The following is a 19898-nucleotide window of genomic DNA, read 5'->3' on the forward strand; positions in this document are numbered from 1 at the left end:
CACGATTGTGACATCTGTGACGGTGGCAAGGTCAGCGTCCGAGGCGCCGTCGCTTTGTTGGATAAAGCGGCCTTCTTCTTCGGAATAGGCGAGTGTCAGCAGGGTGGATTCCGCGACCATCGTGCCACGCAATTGCGCCATACCGATCTGAAGATGAGACTCCGTTGTGGGGTGTGAACGTCTGTGCTGTCAAATCGAACGGTTCAATATCCACAACAATCTGATTGGTGCCATGCTGCAGCGCGGTTTCTACAGGGACCGTCAGTACACGATCCTGAAGGCGTAGATGCTGCGCCATCGGTGCGCCGTTGACGTTGAGTTTGAAGAACGCGTTGTCGACTATAACATCGGTTAAGTAGCTATATTCGAATATTGGATCAGTCACGTGTGTGTCCTTGGAATGTGCGGCCGGGGGTGACAAGAGCAGGGCGCAGACAATGGCCAGGGCAGCCCATACCAGCGCCCGGTCAAATCTCAATCCATTCATTGTCGTCTCCTTCGGGGGCCAGAAGCGTCCGTTCCCATATGAGTTTCCCAATACTTGATTGGGCGGACATGCCTGAACTTGTCTTGGTGGTGCCAAATGTCTCGGCGCTGCCAGTTTCGAACGTCTGGGTACCATCGTCAGCGATTTCCTCTTTCGATTCTCCGTACACGTATGCTTTCAGGGTGATCCCCTGAAATTTGCACTGCTTTTCAAATTTTACGGTGCCATTTGTCTGTGTCGTGGCCCGGCCTCGGAAATTCCAGCCGGTACTGACTGCAGCCCCGGCGCTTGCTGACGCGGTGATGAACCACGTTTCCAGATCAATCCGCGCGGATGCTTTGATGGAGCCGCGAAATTCCACTCCGGCGCTGAATTGCTGTTGGATGTTATCGAACGCGCTTTCCCAGCCCGGGTCATTCGAAATGGTCAGCTGGACTGCCTGCTGCAGCGCATATCCAATCTCTCCACTGCCGCGGAGAGTGAGTATACAACGGGCGTCGGCCCGGACTACGCCTCCGGGCCGGTTAAGATAGGCTGCGATTTCCAGACCTCTTGGAATCCGCGAGAGCATGAGCGCCACCAGGTCGAGCGAGCCAGTAACAGACGGCCCCATGGAAAAGGAAAAAGGATCGACCGATACCTGAAGATCCGGCGAAGCATCTTTGCCAGTGATCGCGACGGATTTCACATCTGCATTGACGGCAAATGCAAGCTCCAGCGCGAGCGGCGTCTTGGGCGGCGGCAGGGTGTATTCGAAATTCGGTGGTGTCCCGTGATTGGAGAGTGCACTCAGCGCATTTTCGATCGCGTCAACGATGGAAAATACGGGATGACGATTGACCGGGCCCTGTGGTGGAGCTGGAGGGCGAGGCGCGTTGGTATGTGTCGTACCGCCTTTCCATTGCAATGTCTGGTTGCCGACTTCACCTGTCACATTGCCTTCAAACCCGGCTGTCAGTGTGGGCAAAGCCGTGATGGTGAATGTGACCGCAGCGCGCCCTGTCAGTGATGCGCTGGCATCGACATGCGGCACGGCAAAGACTTCGAGTCCGTCGCCACCGGTGACCATGCACTGGAAAGGATCGACCGATGCTGGCCTCGCATTCCGGTACGACGACGCCATCATCACGACGCCTGCGATATACATGACAGCCATCGCTTCGGCTGGAAGCAGGTTGGAGGACATGGCAGGCATTTGAAACGGTGTCGTAACAACAATCTCGTCAGAGCCTGATATTTGCTGCGGTCCCGACGCATGGTTGCGAATGTCACTTAAGGGGCGAGCGAAGCCCATGCTGCAAGTGCCCTTGTCGGTCAAAGTCACTTTGGCCCTGGCTGAAGGCTGACCATTATGTGGATCCTTGGCCACAACATACAGTCGGTTCGGGCCATTTTCGGGCGCCGGCCAGACGACCTTGCGCGTGCTGTTGGTAGCGTCCTCTACCTCGAACGCACGCAGGCAACAGGGTTCACCGGGCACGCAGTTGCAAGCTGCCGAGGCAAATTCAGGATCAAGACCTATCTTTCGATCGAATTCGGCCGAGTTTATCTCCTGAACCTGCGCCATCTGGGTTTGAGCCGTCAAAGCGGAGCTCTGATACTGTTGTGATGTGACGGGTGAATCCAAGACGCCGGACCGCGCCGATGTGAGTATCTCATATTGAGGAATGCCCATCTGTCCCGCGTCAATCATATTGGCCAACGCTGTATCAATGTTGCTAAGCAGTTCGGCGCGAGGCGGTAGGTCAGTCATCCAATGTGCTCCTTGCTTCGCAACATATTGATTTAAGGGATTGACTCAGACAACTTGGAGTGGCTGCAAATGGCTATTTCCCGCCCAGTCATGCCGTGTCCGGTATGGGTCGGTCAATGACGAAGCAATCTTGGCCAAGGGTTTGCCGGAGGTTGGTTTATCGTGGTTCAATGGTTTCATTACACTCTCTTCGCCGTTCGTATCTGCAATGGCCGCATGTATTCTTTTTCCGCGGCTGATCTACTGGAACGATCCCGCAAAAGGACGTTGTCGATTACTTTTGTCGTTCGGCAAAATCCGGACAGGCGTATGTCTGAGACCGGTTCTGCCTATCTCAGATGTCCAGCTTGAAGGGGGCAGTTATTGTTGTATCTTGGAAAAAAAGGTGACAGCGCATGGCGAACCTGAGTGTAAACGAAGCAATACTTTGGGTTGCCGGCAATGGCGGCGGCGTTGGCGACGCGATGCTCCCGCTGATGAACAGTCAACGCGCATTGCAAGATCCGCAGCTTGCCCCGGAACTGCGCAACATGCACCAAAGCATCATTGATCATAACATGGCCCGCGTGACGCAGGCCAAGCAGCAGGCGGACATGGAACGCCTTGCCACCGACGCGGAATTCGGAGGTGCTGTTTGTGACTGCGCACCTGGTGAGCCTTGCTGCATGCAAGGCGGTGAGATCGTCGATGCCGATGACCCGACCCGCAAGATTGTATGGCCTGTGGCGGCCACAAATCCCGTAAAGCGCATGTATGTCATCGGTAACCGCATGGACGGCCATGAACTGATCGGCCGCGTCTATACCGAGATCAAGGCCGACCCATGTGGTTTAGAACAACCCATGGAACAGTTTATTGCCGTTTCAAACATTTCGCGTGGGCGTGAAACCGTACCTATTGAACGGCACGAACAAAGGATAGTCGCCATTGGTGGCGTTCCGAATACGACCTCTAACTTGCTCGCTTTGTTTGTGCCTGACGACTACATCAAGGCAGCATTCGCCGTCGATGCGGTCATGACAGGGCTGTCCTTGACGTCGGAATTTAACGGCGTCGAATATACACCTTTCATGTGCATGCTGGACGACGGCATGGGTGCCACTCTGGAAGTGCAGGCACTGCCACAGGTCAAGATCGATGGCGAAGCAACCGCAGGCATCATGGTGCAGTTCAACCCATTGGGCGGCATCTCGGCTAACGCAACCATAGACGGTACGCTTAAAGGCAAGATCGGTATTTCCGAGTTTGAAACCAAGGCCGAGGGCAAAGCCGAATCAGTCGCAAACAGCCAATTGCAGGGCTACTCGCCAGAAGGCGAAAGCGGCATGAAAAAGATGGTCGGAAGCATGATCCAGAGAATGGGCGGCTTTGTCGCCCGTTCTACCAAGGACGGCGAGATCACCCACAACGTCCGTCAGCGTCGGTTCCGGCGTGAAATTCGACCTTGTCTTTTCGGTGGGAGCCGTTGGCGTAGAGTTGCTCGCCAAGAGCAACACGCCCGATCTCATGCTCAAGCTTGGACGAGTGTCGGCCGGAGTCGAGCTGAAAGCGGAGGGCACGATTGACCTTCTTGAGATTGCGGTGGCCATTCTGCTGACCCCCGCTGCCGCGCGCGCATTGAATTCAGCGCGGGAGGAAGCCAACAGGTCGGGGCGCGCCTTTCGCGGCGAGGCACGCTGCGACATCGTCGTCGGTGCAGGAGGCAAGCTGGAGCATAAGGTGAATCTGGGTGGCGCCTATGAGCTTATTGCCAATGGCGAAAATCAGTACCAGGCTGGCAACTTCGCGGAGACCTTCACCGGGAAAGTGTCAGTCGTTGGTCAAGCTGTCATTGCAATCCGGGCTGAAATGAAAGTCTGGCGCGCTTCTGCCACTGCGGGAGCGGCTGGCGGTATCCACACCAGTTGGACGTGGCAAATGCGTAAGAAAGACGATGAGCAACGTGAATGGCGTTACTATTTCGAGGGCGTGCGCGCCCGCGCCGAGCTTTACGCAACCATTGGTATCAGTCGCAAATCAACGTCACGGTCCGAAGGTCGCGGCGGCGAGCGTGGTGGACAGTCAAACGAGAACCAGATCGAGGGGCTTTCGGGCAGCGCCGGATCGACTGGTACACAAAACGTGGCCGGATATGGGGATCCGAATGCCGCGGACCTTAGCAAACCGCATCCCGATGATGTGTTTATCGTAGAGCCGACCGTGCCAAAAGTGACGGTGTCCGACCCGCCTTGGCAAAAGTACTAGGACCACTGATCAATGCCACAGACCACCCGCCGTACACTTGTTTCGGGCGCCGCTGCCACCGCCCTTTTTGCAGGAGCCCCTCTTATGGCCAGCATCACGACCGATGATCCCATGGATCAGTATCTGACACTTTCGACTGTGGGTGCGTGGCACATGCTTCGTATCAATGATGTGACCTTGTCGCGCTCGTCCCGTTTTGAGGGTGACAACTATACGCTCCCAATCAATTTCTATCTGCGAGGCGGCCTCAACACCCTTTCTGCGACCCTTATCACCAGCGGTACGGGCGACGATCCGGGAACCCAGCCAAATCCATCTTTCGGGATGACGGTGCACATGTACCGCCTCAACCTGGTCACCCGTGAGCGCGAAGAAATCACCCTGATGAATATCGCCTTTGATATGGAAACAGGGCGTCTGGAGTTGCAGGAGCAGACCCTGTCCGGCTTTTTGATTTCCGATGGCCGAGAGGGCTTTGGCCGCACAGGTCCGCTTCGTCAGACAACGGCAGATTTTGTCGATGGTTTTGGCCCGCCTGTCCCGGCTTTGCGGGCGGAAATTTCGTTTATGCTACCGGACGATCTGCCTGCGGCCCCTTATGATGGCTCCGAACCTCTGGAAGATACGCTTGAGGTGCGTACGGAGCTTGCGGCTGCCTATGCAGAAGTCCACGATGCGCTCGCGTCACGGAATTTCGATCGTATCCGCGCCCTCTTTTTGCCTGCCTGGACTCATATCGCGGCGTCTCTCAGCTATGACAGTGTCGATGAATTCGTCGAGAAGGGCGATATGCGCCGGATCCTGACGGAGCCCGATGGTGGCGTGCTCGCGCCCCTCGATATCGGGCCGCCGTCGCAGGCCCGACTGGAGCGTATGGCTGAGGGTCGTCTGGTGCGTTTTCTGCATGCACCGCTTTATGTACAGGACCCTGCCAGCGGTGATGCCCTGAATGAGTACCCCGTGGCTTTTTTCAAGGGTGCGAACGGGCGCCTTGAGATTGGGGCGGTATTGTTGTCCTGAACAGCGATCAGTTCATTTCGGCTGACTTTCCGACCATGGCCCGCTTGATCCCAGCATTTACCAATAAAAGGCAGGTCAGGCCTATGAAACGATGGTTGAGAGCATTTTTGACTGCATCGGGCATGCGCTGGCCAACTGATAGTCGGTAGGGCTAGGTCCATAGTGATAGAAGCGACACCTCTCGCTATTGCGCGGTACCAGACATGACCACACGTGCCGTGCATCTGACCCAAGCGGAATAGATGAGTTTCTCAAGTCTGTGAAGGATTTTCTGTAGCCCTGATCAGTGAGAGCGCCCGCTTCGTAAGATATCCTCGCGGGAGCGTATGGGGACAAAGCTTTTGTGAGGTTCGCTAAATTTTTAGACCAGACCCGCAATGAAATCAGCGGGGTCGATTTCCGATTGCTGAGACTGGGGTAGGGGGTAGGAACGGACCAGTTGCGCCAGTGAGTGATCTTAGTCCAGATTTCTTGGCTCAAGGATGCTGCACTGCCTTGGAGGTCGGCTGTGAGCCCATCTGGTCTCCTCTCTGCACTGCGGCCAATGGCGGCTTCTAAGAAAGTGTGTATTTTATTGGTAGTTAAGAATTGAGGCCACTTGTGAAGTCATTTCACCCCTCGGGCAACAAAGCAGCGCTGCGCTATCTTGAGTTCAGTGGTGCTGGTGTACCAATCATCTTCCTTCACGGTTTGGGATGTGCATCATCGTTTGAGTATCCGGACATTGCCACGGCCCAACCCCTGGCAGACAAGCATCGCATTCTCGTCGATTTTTTTGGTTCAGGATACAGCGATTGGCCATCTGATTTTGACTACCGCGTCGAAGACCATGTGCAAGTCATTATTGAACTGGTTGAGCACCTAGGCTTCGATGTTGTCGATCTTTACGGGCATAGTCTCGGCGGTACAGTTGCCATTGAAGCGGCTACTTTAGCTCAAAGATCGCGTCAAGCATTTGGTTCTATCAGAAGCCAATCTCGACACAGGCGGTGGCCAATTCAGCCGCGACATCGCCAGTGTAAGTGAAGAAGTCTACATTCGTGAAAAGCACCAACAAACAATCGAGCATTCTATCGCGTCTGGAAATGCAGAGTGGGCAGCAACACTGCGGCTAAGTGACCCCAGGTCAGTTTATCATGGCGCAAAATCCCTTGTTGAAGGCTCAACATACAATTGGCGTCAACTTTTCTACCAGCACGCGTCATCAAAGAGCTTCATCTTCGGCGAGCGGTCTCTCCCAAATCCAGACACCGAGGTTCTGCCTGAACAAGGAGTGAGAATTGATCTGGTTCGCAAAGCTGGTCACTCAATGGGTCTGGAAAACCCTGAAGGCCTTGCCGCCGCTATTGGGAAAGCGCTGACCTAATCCCAAACCAGCATTGCTCTGTGGCAGCTTAATTCAGCAAAGCAGACATTGAGAACTTTCAACGAAGGTCCGTTTCGTCCCGCAGAGCAGCCCTCCAATCGGTTCAGATACAATGGCCGCTTTGCGATAGTAAGGCAGAGATGGTATGGTACCTTGGCCCGGATTTGAGTCTCAAAATAGGGGTCTCATTTTTTAGGGACATTTACACCTTTGCGGCTACACAGCAAGGCAGCTAATAAGACTTATTATGTAAATATAACACCTTCCTTACAGCAAACCGTGATGCATGGTATGATAGCTGCGGCCTGCGCAGGAGCTGATAACTTGATTGACGCAGTCGGGTTTTAACGAAAAACATTGCCCATGGTGCCGAACGATCATACCGCAGCGGCTGAAACGGACAAAACGCAACCGCCCTTGCCAGCGTTGCGGTTTCATACGCCCGAAGAGCTTTACGCCCAAATGCCGCAGGTTGGTCAGCTGACACTGCACCGGCCGCGACAGGATGAAAGCGCGTTAGAGTATCTTTATCGTCTGCGCGCTTCGACCACGCCGGAGGAAGCGGTCACCTACACTGCCTTTGCGGCTATGCCAAAAATGGGTGTCTGGTGGGGGTATGAATGTCTGCGTCTGTCCGGCGATGAATTGAGCCAGGACGATCGGCTTCTGATTGAACTGATTGCAAACTGGACACAGTACCCCGGCGATGAAAACCGCTATCGTGCCATGCGGATGGCGCTGTATGCGCCGGTCAGAACGCCGGCCGTCTATCTAGGTCTGGCTGTGGGTTGGTCTGGTGGCCCCATTGCGCCAAACGATACCGCAGGAGTGCCGGCCCACCGTGCGCCCCGGGCGTTAAGCACTGCTGTGCTGTCATGTCTTGCACGAGCCGATATCAAGTCGCGATCAGTGCGCTTGGCGCGTTTCATCGATCAGGCGGCGACGCTGTACCAGCTGACGTGACCTGATATTCAAAGGGCGAAACCCGCTTTGGACACTGTACGCGGTCGCGATGTCTGTCGATTTCGTGCTGATATCGTGACTGACTTGACCCTTCATCGGCAACTAGAACTTGATAGGAAATTCGCGCAGATTGGCCGACGATGACTTTGACCTTGGAATCGATAATTTCGACACGCTGGATGATGGTGGGCCAACACGGTTCACGCTCAAACACAGTGGGGCCAGCGTTGGTCGGCGCACATCCATGGACTGGGTTTTGCCCGACCCAGCCAAGCACATTTCCGGTCATCATTTCGATGTACGTTTCACCGACGCGGCGTACTGGCTACATGATGTATCGACCAATGGCACGTTTATTCAAGGTAGCCATCATCGACTTGGCGGTCCGGTCCGCTTGCAGGGAGGTGAGCGCCTGATCGTCGGACACTATGTCATCGTTGTTGATGTTGGTGCATCCGCTGCGAGGGGGGCAGATCCCCAAGCTGGTCTGGCCGATGTGTGGGCCGGTGGTCAGGATGACGGTGATCCCTGGGATCTGGGGGCGGAGTCGTTGCAGCCCGTTAATCCCCTGCCATCGCGCAGGGTTGATCGGCATCATCAGAATGACCCCGCCCGCGATTTTGTTCCGCTGCATCGCCCGGGCTCGGACATGCCTCCGCCCAACCCGGGTGCGATGCCGTTGCAACAGCCGGCGCCGACAGCCAGATTCGATACGGCTGTACAGACGCCAAGTCACGGTAAGGTTCCACCTGTGCCGATGCCCACGCCGTCGCCGCCCCAGCACAGCCCCGCAGCCCATCCGCCGGACTCGCCTGCATCCATGGATGGTCCGAGTGCGCAAGATATAATGGCTGCGTTTTGCAAAGGAGCCGATCTGCCGCCGGAGGCGGTGCAAGACGTTGATCCCCTGGTGCTGGCTGAGACCCTTGGCAAAAGCGCCAAAGTGGCCGTGGATCAGATCATGCAGATGTTGCAGGACCGTGCCAACGTCAAGCAATTCACCCGTGGTGGAGAGCGTACTATGCGAAGTGCAACGGGCAACAACCCGATGAAGTTTCTGCTGGATAGGGAGCAAGCTTTTGCTGCCCTGTTTTTGCAACCCAGAGAGGGCTTCATGACTGGCCCAGAAGGATTTGAAAGCGCGTTGGACGATCTGCGACGCCATCAAATGGCGGTGTTCGCGGCGCTGCAACCGGCGCTGGCGGATGTGTTGGAAGGGCTGTCCCCGGAAGAGATAGAGCAGTTGGATGCGACGTCGGGCAACTTGCTCGGCGGGTCGAAGCGCGGCAAGAGCTGGAATGCATATGTTGAACGCTGGGATCAAAAGGCTAGCGTCGGAGATCACGGGATGTTGGATGTCTTCCTCAAGGCGTTTGCCAGGGCATATGCCGAGGCCGCAAAAAAGTCTGACTAGGGTCAGGTCAGGTTTCCCTGACTTGACCGGTGTTAGCTTTGCGTCGTATTGCAGGCAACGCGACAGGATCCGGATTATGACGTTAGACGATCTGCTTTTCCCGAACTCTGAAGATGCGCCGTGTGGCGCAGATCTGAATGAGTTACTTGATCCGGAATATGACGAATACTATTTTGGCGCCCTCGGGCGCTTGCCGTCATACTATTTTCGCCCTGGTGTCGAGCGACCTGATGGCAGTCAATCACCCGACCAGTTCTTCAACAGTGCTGACATGGATATTGCCGCAGAGCGCAAGCAGATCAATGCCTTGCTGGCGCGCAGCAGAGATATTCGCCTGCTGGTTCTATTGGCCCAGTGGGAGGCGCTGTCAGGGAACCTGGATCCTGTGGCGAAAGCCATCGAAGCTATTGCCGCGTTGTTGGAAACCTTCGGTGACGCAGTGCATCCAAGGATGGTGGATGGTCCAGGAGGCCGACGGGAAACGCTTGGGGATCTGGCCAATCAGGTGACCATGGTGCAGGCCCTGCAATTCGTCGGTCTGACCGGCACGGATGAGGTCAGTCTACGCAAGATCAAGGTGGCTGCCGGGGACCTGACCCCCCTGCAAAGCGAGGAAGGATTGACGCCTGATATCCTGAGCGATGCGCTTGGCAACCCGGCCAACAAGAAGCGGATCGAGGCCAATCACGCTGCGCTGCTGAAGGCGGTGGATAGTCTGGGGCGTATAAGTCGGATTTGTCAGACCCATGCTGACAAGCCTTTTTCGCCGCCGCTGGATTCGGTGGTCAAGACAGTGTCGGACATGCTGGATGCGATCACAGACGTGCGCCCTGATTTGCGCAGTGCAGGTAAGCAAGGCAGGGACGTTGAGGCGCCGACCAACGGCGCTCTGCAGACTGCACCGACAGCCATCGCGGTTACGCCGGTGGACACGGGCGCAACGGGCGCCAAGGTGACAAGCCATGAACAGGCGCGCGCCACGTTAGAGGCGTGCGAACACTACTACCGCATGTCCGAGCCGTCCTCAGCGTCGCTGCTACTGGTGACGCAGGCCCGGTTGTTGATTGGCCGCCCCTTGATCGAAGCCCTGGAAACATTGTTGCCGGACAAAGCCAGCCAGGCGTGCGTCGATTTCGGCCCGCAGACTGGTTTCGTGATGAATATCGATAGATTGCGCGAGCTGACTGCAACCTCTCCCGAAGGTGTCGCGCCCAATTCCGAGCAGGTGTTGCAGGTGGCTCCCGTACCCGCAATCAGGACCGGGGCCGAGTCTGCAGCGGCGATGCGTGCCGTCGAGGATTACTTCAGGGCTGTTGAACGGTCGTCACCCGTTCCTCTTTTGTTGCAGCGGGCCCGTAGTTACCTGGATAAGGATTTTCAATCTCTGGTTGATGAGCTTGTACCGGTTGCGGAGACAAAACAGTAATGGTCAGCAGATTTGTGCAGCGAACCATTTGTACTTGGGCATCTTTATCGGCGCTTGTTGACTTTGACTTGCAACGCTGTTTCTCTTCAATCTGGGGCAGAAAAAGCATTTCGGGAGTAACTTAAATGGCATCGAATTCTGGATCTGGGTTTATCAAGCGTAATCGGCCTCCGCGCGTCCAAATCCAGTATGAAGACCCCTATGACAGCGAAAAGATGGTGGAGCTGCCATTTGTCATGGGCGTCATGTCGGATCTTTCGGGGAACAATCCCGGTGTTGAGCCGGAGGCTGCGGATGAACGCACGTTCTCGGATGTCACGAAAGACACGCTTGATGACTACATGGGGTCCACCCTGCCGGGCATGACCTTTACGGTTGAGAATAAGCTGGACCCCGACAGCGGACAGAAAATGGGCGTGAGCCTTCAATTCGAAAAGATGGAAGACTTGGAACCAGCAGAGCTTGCACGGCAGGTTCCCGCTCTTCGCAAGCTTTTGGAAGCGCGCGAGCAGCTGGCCAATCTTCAGCGCTACATGAGTGCCAAGCCAAAGGCGCAAGAGCATATCAAGAAGCTTCTGAGTGACCCAGAGTTGATGGCGGCGCTGGCAGACCGGGCGGCTTTAGATGACAAAGATGATGAAGGCGGCGCGGCATAACGCGGAGCGATCATCGACATGGTCTGCGCGGTTTAGACAGGGACAAGAAAAATGGCTAACGAAGCACAACGGGAACAGCAGCAGGGCGGTCACGCCTTGGACGAACTGTCCGAATTTTCCGACATTCTGAAGCAAACCATCAAACCGCGATCCGAGGTTGCGGAGAAAGAAGTCGACAACGCCGTTGTCGCCCTTGTGCGCGAAGCGATGGGGGACCAGTCCCTTATTGCGGAAGACGTGATCGACACCGTTGATGCAATGCTCGCAAAGCTGGATGAAAAGCTGAGCGAGCAGATGAATGAGATCATGCACAACGAAAGTTTTCAGCAGTTCGAGGCAAGCTGGCGTGGTTTGGCCTATACGCTGAACAACGCGGAAACCGACAGCACGTTGCGCGTGAAGGTTCTGAACATTTCAAAGTCGGAATTGCAGGCGATGATGCGGCGCTATCCGGGCGCGAAATGGGACAAGTCCCCGCTGCATGATATGGTTTACGAGACAGAATCTGGGTACTCTTGGTGGCAAGCCTTTCGGTTGCCTGATCGGAGACTATCACTTCAACCAGTCTTCGCCTGATGTGAACTTGTTGAATTCCATTGGCAAGATCGCCGAGGCGTCTCTGGCGCCATTCATCTCTGGCGCGTCTCCCGAAGTGTTGGGCCTGGACAGCTGGAACGAGATTGCGACACCTCCCGATCTGAGCGAGATTTTCGAAACCCCGGAATACGCACAGTGGAACAGCCTGCGTGACAGCGAAAATGCGCGGTTCATTGCGTTGACCCTGCCCCGCGTTCTGGCACGCGAACCTTACGGTCCTGACAGCAATTCGGTGGTCGAAGAATTCAACTTTGTTGAAGATACTGATGGTCACGGCGGACGCATGTATAGCTGGATGAACTCGGCCCATGCGATGGCTGCGAACGTCAACCGCGCCTTCAAGGAGAGTGGTTGGACCGTACGCATTCGCGGTGTTACATCGGGTGGTGAGGTGGCCAACCTGCCAACCCACGTGTTTGACACGGGCGATGGGTCGAAGGACCTGAAATGCCCGACCGAGGTGTCGATTACAGACCGGCGTGAGGGGGAGCTGTCCAAGGCTGGACTTATCGGTTTGATCCACCGCCAGCACACTGACAAGGCGGCCTTTATTGGCGCACAATCGCTTTACCGCCCCAAGAAATACGTGGATGATCTGGCTACGGCGTCGGACAATATGTCGTCGCGAATCCCGTACATTTTCGCTGTGTCTCGTTTCAGCCATTACCTCAAGGCGATGGTTCGGGATAAAATTGGCCAAAGCCCTGACCGGGCGCAACTTCAGATGGATTTGCAAGCCTGGATCAACAAGTACGTATCGGGCAATCCAGAAAGCGCGAGCGAAATTGAAAAAGCCAAGAAGCCGCTGGCTGGAGCTAAGGTCGAGGTCGTCGAGGACGAACTGAATCCAGGTTACTATCAGGGTAAGTTTTTCCTCAAGCCGCACTTCCAAATGGAAGGAATGGACATTGGTATGAGCCTGGTATCCAAACTACCGACAGGCAAATGACTTAACTACCTGACCCGCGCCAACGCGTGTCAGGCTTAGCGCCAAAAGGAGTATAGTATATGGCCATTGACTGTTTTTTGTACCTCGACAACAACATCGTTGGTGAATCCCAAGATGACAAACACAAGGAGTGGATTGACATCCAATCATGGGATTGGGGCATGTCAAACTCCGGCACAACCCACATGGGTGGTGGCGGCGGCGGCGGCAAAGTGGCCGTGCAAAATATCAATATTGTGAAATATGTCGATAAAGCTACGCATGATTTGATTAAACGCTGCTGTTCGGGTGAGCATATTGCGACGGGGCAATTGGTGGTTCGGAAATCGGGCGGTACGGCGCCTGTTGATTATCTGAAGGTCGACATGGAAGACATCATGATCACCAACTACCAGACCGGTGGCAGCAAGGATGGTCTGGACCGTGTCCAGGAACGTCTGGAGCTGAACATGCGTCGGTTCCAAGTGACTTATACCTTCCAAGAGCAGGATGGTTCAGCTGGCCCCGAAAGCATGGCGGGCTGGGAGATTGCCGAAAACATCGAATGGGGCAAGTAACATCGCCGCCTTGTCGTGCATTTTTGATACATCTGACAAAATGGGCTGGCCTCGGGGCCAGCCTTGTTTTCCGGGGAGGACGGGTGAACCGCACCAGGTCGGTTTGACCTCGTAACGTACCAATGAAAAAAGGCGGATCGGAGAAGCGGATTCCAGGACCGCGTATGTGGCGCGTCGGTGAACGCGCAAAGGTTTCCATTTTTCAGGTATTTCGCAATGCTCACCAGACTGGCGATGCGGTTAAATCCCACAGCGAAAGTGGTAACAGCCTCCGGCATCGTGAGGGACTAAGCGAGACTACATTGCGCGAGCACCTTCAGACTGATCTGAATGCACTGTTGAATACCATCGAGCTGGGATCAGCTGTCGATCTCGAAGATGCGCCGCATGTACGGTCTTCGATCATCAATTATGGTTTGCGTGACCTGTCCAGCATTTCAGCGGCTGAAATCAACACTCCGCAGATCAAGCAAACCATTAGCAACTCGCTGGCAGACCACGAACCGCGACTTGTGCCGGGCAGCATTGATATACAGGTCACGGAACCCGAGGGCGACAATCGCCAGCGTTTGTCTATTTCGGTGTCTGCTGAATTGATGGGCGACCCCGTGGATATCCCTCTGGATTTCGATGCCGAGGTTGACATTGCCGGCGGCAAGCTGCGCATGTCCAAGCTGAGGCTTCAAGTGTGAAGCGGGCATTTCGCGAGGCGTACAACCGCGAGCTTGCATTGCTGAAAGAGCGTGCAGCGGAGTTTGCCCAAGACTACCCGGGATTGGCGGATCGGCTGGGTGGGCTGGTTGAGGAAAACTTGGATCCTACGGTGTCCGGCTTGTTGGAGGGCAGTGCTTTTTTGGCGGCCCGCGTGCAGACCAAGATGCAGGAAGAGTTCCGTACATTCACGTATGAATTGCTGGACCAAGTGTTTCCAGATGCGTTGGCCCCGACACCGTCGGCGATGCTGGTCACCGCTAATCTGCCCCTGGACAACGCTGACCTTGCAGCAGGTGTGCAGTTTCAACCCGGCGCCTATATGGATGCGCGCTTCAAGGATGCGGACAAGCATGTGGCCTGTCGCTTTTCCCTGACGTCTCCGTTGACGCTGTGGCCGCTGTCGATTGCGGCTGTCACCTATCATTCGGGCGCAGGTCCGATCGGGGCCATGGGCCAAGAGATTGCTCCAGGCACCAAAGCGGGCCTGGTCGTGGATTTGCAACGTGTAGGACCCGCCAGTGCCACGGAAGCTGATCTGACGCTTGCTGGCCTGGACACGGACAACAGTGCGGGGCCGGGCATGGATGCGCTGACCTTTCACCTGACTGGCCCGATGAAAGATGCTGTCGCGCTCTACGAGCAGCTGTTTTGCGATACCACGCGAATTTCGTTGCGATGGCTGGATGCCCAAGGCGATCCAGTCTTTGCTACTCTGCCCCGCGACGCACTGGAACAGGTCGGGTTCGATCGCAATGAACGTCTGTTCCCCCACAACGAACGCCTGTTCGAAGGCTTTGCCTTTCTGCGTGAATTCTTCGTGTTTCCGCGTAAATTCGCCGGGTTCCGCTTGCATGGGCTGGCACCTTATCTGCGCCGTATCCAACGATCGAAGGTTCAGGTTATCTTCGAGTTTGAGACCGCCAACCGGGCGTTGGCATCTCGACTCGAGCCTGAGCATCTGACGTTACACACGGCACCCGCGGTGAACCTGTTTGAAGAATTGTCGAGCCAGGTCCGGCTGAACGAAAAGGAATACGAAACGGTTGTCACCCCGAACTCTACACCGATCACCCACTACGAGGTGCACGCGATCACTGAGGTCTGGGCGTTTTACGTTGGGCAGAAAGACAAGGTGCAGGTGCATCCGCTCTATGCCTTGCCGCCCGACGCCAAAGACCCGCGACAAGCGTTGTACTTCACATCGCGCCGCCGCCCGCGCCGCCTGACCGCGTCAGAACGACGATATGGCGCTTCAAATTACCGGTATCGCGGTACAGAGACCTTTATTTCGATCTATGCCCCGCCTGATGATGCCCAGAAACAGCGGTTGCAGGTAAAGACGCTGTCGTCAAACCGGCATCTGCCCGAGTACCTTCCGATCGCGCAGTCAAGGGACGTTTTTTTCTTCTGCGATGATCAGTCGATCACATTGGCCTGTGCCGCGGGTCCGACTGCGCCGACCGATAGTCTTGTCGATCTGGAAACGGGCGCGGCACATCGCACTTCGGCGGGAGACGTCTATTGGCGTTTGATTTCGTATCTGTCGCTGAACCACTTTGGATTGGAAAGCCGCGATGGTGACAATGCAGCGGCCAGTATGCGTGAAATGCTGTCGCTGTTCGCTGACCTGTCCAACAATGTCAGCGAAGCGCAGATTGCGGGATTGAACAAGGTTGAAACACGTCCCGTGGCCCGCACAATTGCCCATGCCGACGGCTATCATACGGCCCGCGGACTTGAGGTGACGCTGACCTTTGACGAAGAGGAATACGAAGGGTCCGGTGTAATCCTGCTGGCGGCTGTGCTGGACAGATTTCTGGCTGAATATGCTGCGATCAACAGCTTTACTCAGACCGTTGTGTGCACCGTTCAGCGCGGCCAGATCAAAGTTTTCCCACCACGTTCGGGACATGGGCCTCTGTTGTGACCAGACCGACCAGGACAGAACAGTTGGAGGCCCGGGAAAAACAGGCACAAGCGGCTCTTGGCAAAGGCCTGTTCGCACTGCTTCGGCAGTTGGAGCGCCAAGACGCAACCCGCCCACGTATTGGAAAGAACAACCGCCTTCGCGAGGCGCGGGTGCGTTTGGGACAGGACCCGTACCTGGCCTTTCCAGACATGGATTTGGCACGGGTCGATATGTCCAAGTCACCACCCGAAATTCGTGCGCAGTTTCTGGGGTTTTTCGGGCCGCATGGCGCCCTGCCGCTGGTCTGGACCGAAGAGGTCCAGCGTTGGTTTGAAAGCGGTGATGCCGCGTTTGTGGCCTTTACCGATATTTTTGCAGCCCGATTTCAGGAGTTGTTCTTTCGTGCGTGGTCGGATGCGCGGGCAATCACGCAGTACGATCATCCCGTAGACGACCGTTTTGCCGACTACCTTCTGGCCTGCATGGGCAATGGATCGCTAGCCTATCAAGGACGCGATAGCGTGCCGGACACAGCCCGTCAGCGCCTTGTGCCGTTGGCATCCGGGCGCGTTAAAAGTCCGGTGCGATTGCGCCAGATGCTACAGGTGCATTTTGGGAAGGCGGTTGAGGTCGACATTGATGAACTGGTACCTGCTTGGCTTGAGTTTGAGCCTGGCTCACTGAGCCAGGTCGGTTTGCAAGGCTCAAGCCTGGGGCGGGACCTGCATCTTGGATCGCGCGTGCGCTCGATCAGCGAAAAGATCGTTATTCAGATACGTGTGCGGGACTATGACGCGTATAACCGGTTTTTACCGGGTGGGCCGGATCATGCACATCTGCGCGATCTGGTGTTTTGGTATCTGGGTCAAAGCTATGACATTGAAATCATGCTTTGGCTGCCACAGCCAGAGGTGCGGCCGGCGGTACTGGGTCAATCCACGCGGTTGGGGTGGATGGCTTGCATCGCGCCTGACGCCGAAAATCCTGATCATCTGACACGTGTTACACAGTTTCGGTTGACCCGGAGTGAGGAAGAGATGGCAGAGCCAAAGCCAGCAGCTGCGTAGCGAGCTGATACGATAGTGAAAAGGGCGTCTGATGACTGAGATCTCTATAGAAGTGTACGCTGGCAAAATGAACCGCGCTGGCTATGACGCCTTTCTGGGGGCGATGCGCTATGCGCGCACCGAGCGCAACAGATCGGTTGAGCTATGCCATTGGCTGTTCCATGTCCTGTCCAACAAGGACTCAGACTTGTCGGTGACATTGAACCAATTGGGATTGGATCGTGGTCGTGTCCTGAAAGACTTCGACAAGGCGATGTCGGCGCTCGACAAAAACGTTACCGAATCCCCAAGTATTGCGGAGTACCTGTCAGACGCCCTGACCCACGCTTGGACATATGCCACTCTCTTCTTTGGGGAGGCACAGATCAGGTCCGGCCATGTACTCGTGGCGTTGCTGAATGATCCGCATCTCAAACGGCAGCTGACGCGCTACTCGATGGTATTCGACCCGTTAACCGCAGAGCTGATCAGCCGGGAGGCGCGCAATCTGTGGGCTGATTCCGAAGAGGAGACCATGCCGCCGATGGATGGTTCAGGCCTTGCTCCGGCCAGCAGTGCGGTGGGTGAGGATGGCCGCACCGGTGCGGCCACGGCCCTCGGTCGGTTCGCCATGGATATGACTGCGGCAGCCGATACGATGGATACGATCAAGGGACGGGATGATGAAATCCGCCAGATCATCGACGTGTTGTTGCGTCGACGTCAGAACAATCCGATCCTGACCGGGGAGGCGGGGGTTGGCAAAACCGCTGTGGTCGAGGGCTTCGCTCAGCGACTTGCTGCAAGGGATGTCCCACCCAAGCTCAAGGGCACACGTCTGTTCGAGTTGGATATCCAATCCATGCAGGCCGGTGCTGCGATGAAAGGTGAGTTTGAGCAACGCCTGAAATCGGTCATTGACGAGGTCCAATCCAGCCCGGTGCCGATCATCCTGTTTATTGACGAGGCGCATACGCTGATCGGAGCCGGAGGTGCACAGGGCACAGGTGATGCTGCCAACCTGCTGAAACCTGCGCTAGCCCGTGGCACGCTGCGAACGATCGGTGCGACGACCTGGTCCGAATATCGCCAGTACTTCGAAAAGGACCCGGCCCTGACCCGTCGGTTCCAACCGGTCAGTGTCGAAGAACCCAGCGTCGAGCAATGCTGTTACATGCTGCGCGGCATCCTCACCCCTATGGAGGCCCATCACGGAGTACGCATTTCGGACGAGGCAATTGTGTCAGCTGTGTCGCTATCGCAACCGCATATCCCCGGGCGACAATTGCCGGACAAGGCGGTGTCGCTCTTGGACACAGCCTGCGCCCGTGTGGCGGTCAGCCAGTCGTCGGTCCCTGCCCGGATCGAGGATACGCAGGAAAAGATCGGAGCGCTGGTCAGCGAGATTGAGGGCAAGGTCGCGGAACGGGATCTGGGTGAGGCCAACGAAGATCGGATCGCCGAGGCGGAGGCCGAAAAGGCCGAGTTAGTGATCGAACTGGCAGACCTTGAAGCCAGCTTTGCCAAGGAGAAAGAGATCGTTGATCGCATCCTCGCGCTGCGCAAATCCATTGCGGATGACCGGCAAGCGGGGGACGAAGGCGGAGTGAAAGAAACTTCCGTCGACCCGGAGGCACCAGTAAGTCAGTCAGACGGTTCCGAACAAACAGCGCAGATTGATCCTGAAGTGGCCCGCCGTGAAATGTTCGCCAACATGGGCGAGCTGGAGGCTGGCAACCCAGATGATCGGATGGTCTATGCTCATGTCGATGGCCAGGCTGTTGCCAGTGTGATCAGCGACTGGACCGGTATCCCCGCCGGGCGGATGGTGCAGGATGAATTGCAGGCTGTGTTGAACCTGGCCGACCATTTGCGCGAGCGCGTCATTGGACAGGATCATGGCCTCAAAACGATTGCCAAGCGTATCGAAACCAATCGCGCGGGCCTGTCGAACCCAAACAAGCCCATTGGTGTTTTTATGCTGTGCGGCCCGTCAGGTGTGGGCAAGACCGAAACTGCTCTGGCCCTGGCGGAACAGCTTTATGGTGGTGAACAGAACGTCATCACCATCAACATGAGCGAATTCCAGGAGGCGCACACAGTGTCTCTGCTCAAAGGGGCTCCTCCGGGCTATGTGGGGTATGGTGAAGGTGGTCGTTTGACTGAAGCGGTGCGGCGCAAACCCTATTCTGTGGTGCTGCTGGACGAGGTCGAGAAGGCACACCCCGACGTACATGAGTTGTTTTTTCAGGTCTTCGATAAGGGTGCCATGGAGGATGGCAACGGGCGGCTGATCGACTTCAAGAACACGCTGATCTTGCTGACCTCGAATGTTGGAACGGATGTCATCATGGAGATGGCAGACGCAGGAGAAACCACACCTGACTTGGAGGAACTGGATGCGGCGCTGAAGCCTTTTCAGCTGGATGTTTTCCCGCCTGCCCTGTTGGGTCGCATCGTGTCCATCCCTTACTTCCCTTGGCCGCGAGGTTCTGGCCGGTATCGCCAGGCTGAAACTTGGAGCTGTAGAACGCCGCCTGAAGGGCGCGCATGGTGCGATGATGACATATGCCGACGGTGTGATCGAACATATAGTGGAGCAATGCCGCGATCTCGACAGTGGGGGTCGAATGATCGACAACATCATCACCAATTCGATCCTGCCCGATCTAAGTCGCCAGGTGCTGAGCCGGATGGTGTCGGGTGAGAGTTTCGAAACGGTCGAGGTGCGCGTGGTCGACGGCGCGTTTGACTATGAGTTTGGCTAAGCGCACGAGATTTTCAGTAGGAGTACCAA

The 19898-nt window shown here is 56.1% G+C and carries 16 protein-coding genes and 1 pseudogene; 16 read left to right on the plus strand and 1 reads right to left on the minus strand.

Translation table 11 applies throughout. The annotated features are described in order from the left end of the window. Nucleotides 1-467: 467 nt before the first annotated feature. Nucleotides 468-2240, minus strand: coding sequence for a hypothetical protein (locus ACZ1HN_RS01920; protein ID WP_472726269.1), 1773 nt, complete (start codon nt 2238-2240; stop codon nt 468-470). 395 nt (nt 2241-2635) lie between these two features. On the opposite strand from ACZ1HN_RS01920, the gene ACZ1HN_RS01925 reads away from it, so the two are divergent. From ACZ1HN_RS01925 to tssH, 16 genes and pseudogenes are all read left to right on the plus strand, one after another. Continuing rightward, nucleotides 2636-3805 (plus strand): hypothetical protein, encoded by a 1170-nt coding sequence (locus ACZ1HN_RS01925; RefSeq protein ID WP_472726270.1) that lies wholly within the window; start codon nt 2636-2638, stop codon nt 3803-3805. After that, nucleotides 3747-4484 (plus strand): hypothetical protein, encoded by a 738-nt coding sequence (locus ACZ1HN_RS01930; protein WP_472726271.1) that lies wholly within the window; start codon nt 3747-3749, stop codon nt 4482-4484. Before ACZ1HN_RS01925 ends, ACZ1HN_RS01930 begins: the two co-directional genes overlap by 59 nt. A gap of 84 nt (nt 4485-4568) precedes the next feature. Next, nucleotides 4569-5504, plus strand: a complete 936-nt coding sequence (locus tag ACZ1HN_RS01935) for a hypothetical protein (protein ID WP_472726272.1) — start codon at nt 4569-4571, stop codon at nt 5502-5504. Between the two features lie 600 nt (nt 5505-6104). Continuing rightward, nucleotides 6105-6530, plus strand: a complete 426-nt coding sequence (locus ACZ1HN_RS01940; protein WP_472726273.1) for an alpha/beta fold hydrolase — start codon at nt 6105-6107, stop codon at nt 6528-6530. Further along, on the plus strand, nt 6460-6870 hold the full coding sequence (locus ACZ1HN_RS01945) for a hypothetical protein (RefSeq protein WP_472729379.1): 411 nt from the start codon (nt 6460-6462) through the stop codon (nt 6868-6870). Before ACZ1HN_RS01940 ends, ACZ1HN_RS01945 begins: the two co-directional genes overlap by 71 nt. 363 nt (nt 6871-7233) lie before the next feature. Further along, nucleotides 7234-7833: a DUF6931 family protein gene (locus ACZ1HN_RS01950; protein ID WP_472726274.1), complete on the plus strand. Its 600-nt coding sequence runs from the start codon at nt 7234-7236 to the stop codon at nt 7831-7833. Between the two features lie 130 nt (nt 7834-7963). Continuing rightward, nucleotides 7964-9247 (plus strand): type VI secretion system-associated FHA domain protein TagH, encoded by a 1284-nt coding sequence (gene tagH, locus ACZ1HN_RS01955; RefSeq protein WP_472726275.1) that lies wholly within the window; start codon nt 7964-7966, stop codon nt 9245-9247. A gap of 76 nt (nt 9248-9323) precedes the next feature. Further along, a complete protein-coding gene (locus ACZ1HN_RS01960; RefSeq protein ID WP_472726276.1) occupies nt 9324-10673 on the plus strand; it encodes a type VI secretion system protein TssA in 1350 nt (449 codons plus the stop codon). Between the two features lie 125 nt (nt 10674-10798). Next, nucleotides 10799-11329, plus strand: a complete 531-nt coding sequence (tssB, locus tag ACZ1HN_RS01965; protein ID WP_472726277.1) for a type VI secretion system contractile sheath small subunit — start codon at nt 10799-10801, stop codon at nt 11327-11329. A gap of 51 nt (nt 11330-11380) precedes the next feature. Further along, nucleotides 11381-11905 carry a type VI secretion system contractile sheath domain-containing protein gene (locus ACZ1HN_RS01970; RefSeq protein WP_472726278.1) on the plus strand — a complete coding sequence of 175 codons (525 nt, stop codon included), beginning with the start codon at nt 11381-11383 and terminating at the stop codon, nt 11903-11905. Next, the gene (gene tssC / locus ACZ1HN_RS01975) at nt 11811-12875 is read left to right on the plus strand and encodes a type VI secretion system contractile sheath large subunit (RefSeq protein ID WP_472726279.1); all 1065 of its coding nucleotides are present in this window, start codon (nt 11811-11813) and stop codon (nt 12873-12875) included. The genes ACZ1HN_RS01970 and tssC overlap by 95 nt, the downstream gene beginning before the upstream one ends. Nucleotides 12876-12952: 77 nt before the next feature. Beyond that, nucleotides 12953-13432: an Hcp family type VI secretion system effector gene (locus tag ACZ1HN_RS01980; protein ID WP_472726280.1), complete on the plus strand. Its 480-nt coding sequence runs from the start codon at nt 12953-12955 to the stop codon at nt 13430-13432. A gap of 122 nt (nt 13433-13554) precedes the next feature. Beyond that, nucleotides 13555-14124: a type VI secretion system baseplate subunit TssE gene (gene tssE, locus ACZ1HN_RS01985; RefSeq protein WP_472726281.1), complete on the plus strand. Its 570-nt coding sequence runs from the start codon at nt 13555-13557 to the stop codon at nt 14122-14124. Beyond that, the gene (tssF, locus tag ACZ1HN_RS01990; RefSeq protein WP_472726282.1) at nt 14121-16073 is read left to right on the plus strand and encodes a type VI secretion system baseplate subunit TssF; all 1953 of its coding nucleotides are present in this window, start codon (nt 14121-14123) and stop codon (nt 16071-16073) included. The genes tssE and tssF overlap by 4 nt, the downstream gene beginning before the upstream one ends. Next, the gene (gene tssG, locus ACZ1HN_RS01995) at nt 16070-17122 is read left to right on the plus strand and encodes a type VI secretion system baseplate subunit TssG (protein ID WP_472726283.1); all 1053 of its coding nucleotides are present in this window, start codon (nt 16070-16072) and stop codon (nt 17120-17122) included. Before tssF ends, tssG begins: the two co-directional genes overlap by 4 nt. A gap of 31 nt (nt 17123-17153) precedes the next feature. After that, nucleotides 17154-19869, plus strand: a pseudogene (gene tssH, locus ACZ1HN_RS02000) (type VI secretion system ATPase TssH). Nucleotides 19870-19898 lie beyond the last annotated feature (29 nt).

It is taken from the genome of Tateyamaria sp. GN1-10 (genome assembly GCF_055693845.1).

Coding starts and splice junctions, on each gene's coding strand:
- ACZ1HN_RS01920 (WP_472726269.1), bottom strand. CDS start 2,240: ATGACTGACCTACCGCCTCGCGCCGAACTGCTTAGCAACATTGATACA.
- ACZ1HN_RS01925 (WP_472726270.1), top strand. CDS start 2,636: ATGGCGAACCTGAGTGTAAACGAAGCAATACTTTGGGTTGCCGGCAAT.
- ACZ1HN_RS01930 (WP_472726271.1), top strand. CDS start 3,747: ATGCTCAAGCTTGGACGAGTGTCGGCCGGAGTCGAGCTGAAAGCGGAG.
- ACZ1HN_RS01935 (WP_472726272.1), top strand. CDS start 4,569: ATGGCCAGCATCACGACCGATGATCCCATGGATCAGTATCTGACACTT.
- ACZ1HN_RS01950 (WP_472726274.1), top strand. CDS start 7,234: ATGGTGCCGAACGATCATACCGCAGCGGCTGAAACGGACAAAACGCAA.
- ACZ1HN_RS01960 (WP_472726276.1), top strand. CDS start 9,324: ATGACGTTAGACGATCTGCTTTTCCCGAACTCTGAAGATGCGCCGTGT.
- tssB (WP_472726277.1), top strand. CDS start 10,799: ATGGCATCGAATTCTGGATCTGGGTTTATCAAGCGTAATCGGCCTCCG.
- ACZ1HN_RS01970 (WP_472726278.1), top strand. CDS start 11,381: ATGGCTAACGAAGCACAACGGGAACAGCAGCAGGGCGGTCACGCCTTG.
- tssC (WP_472726279.1), top strand. CDS start 11,811: ATGATATGGTTTACGAGACAGAATCTGGGTACTCTTGGTGGCAAGCCT.
- tssE (WP_472726281.1), top strand. CDS start 13,555: ATGAAAAAAGGCGGATCGGAGAAGCGGATTCCAGGACCGCGTATGTGG.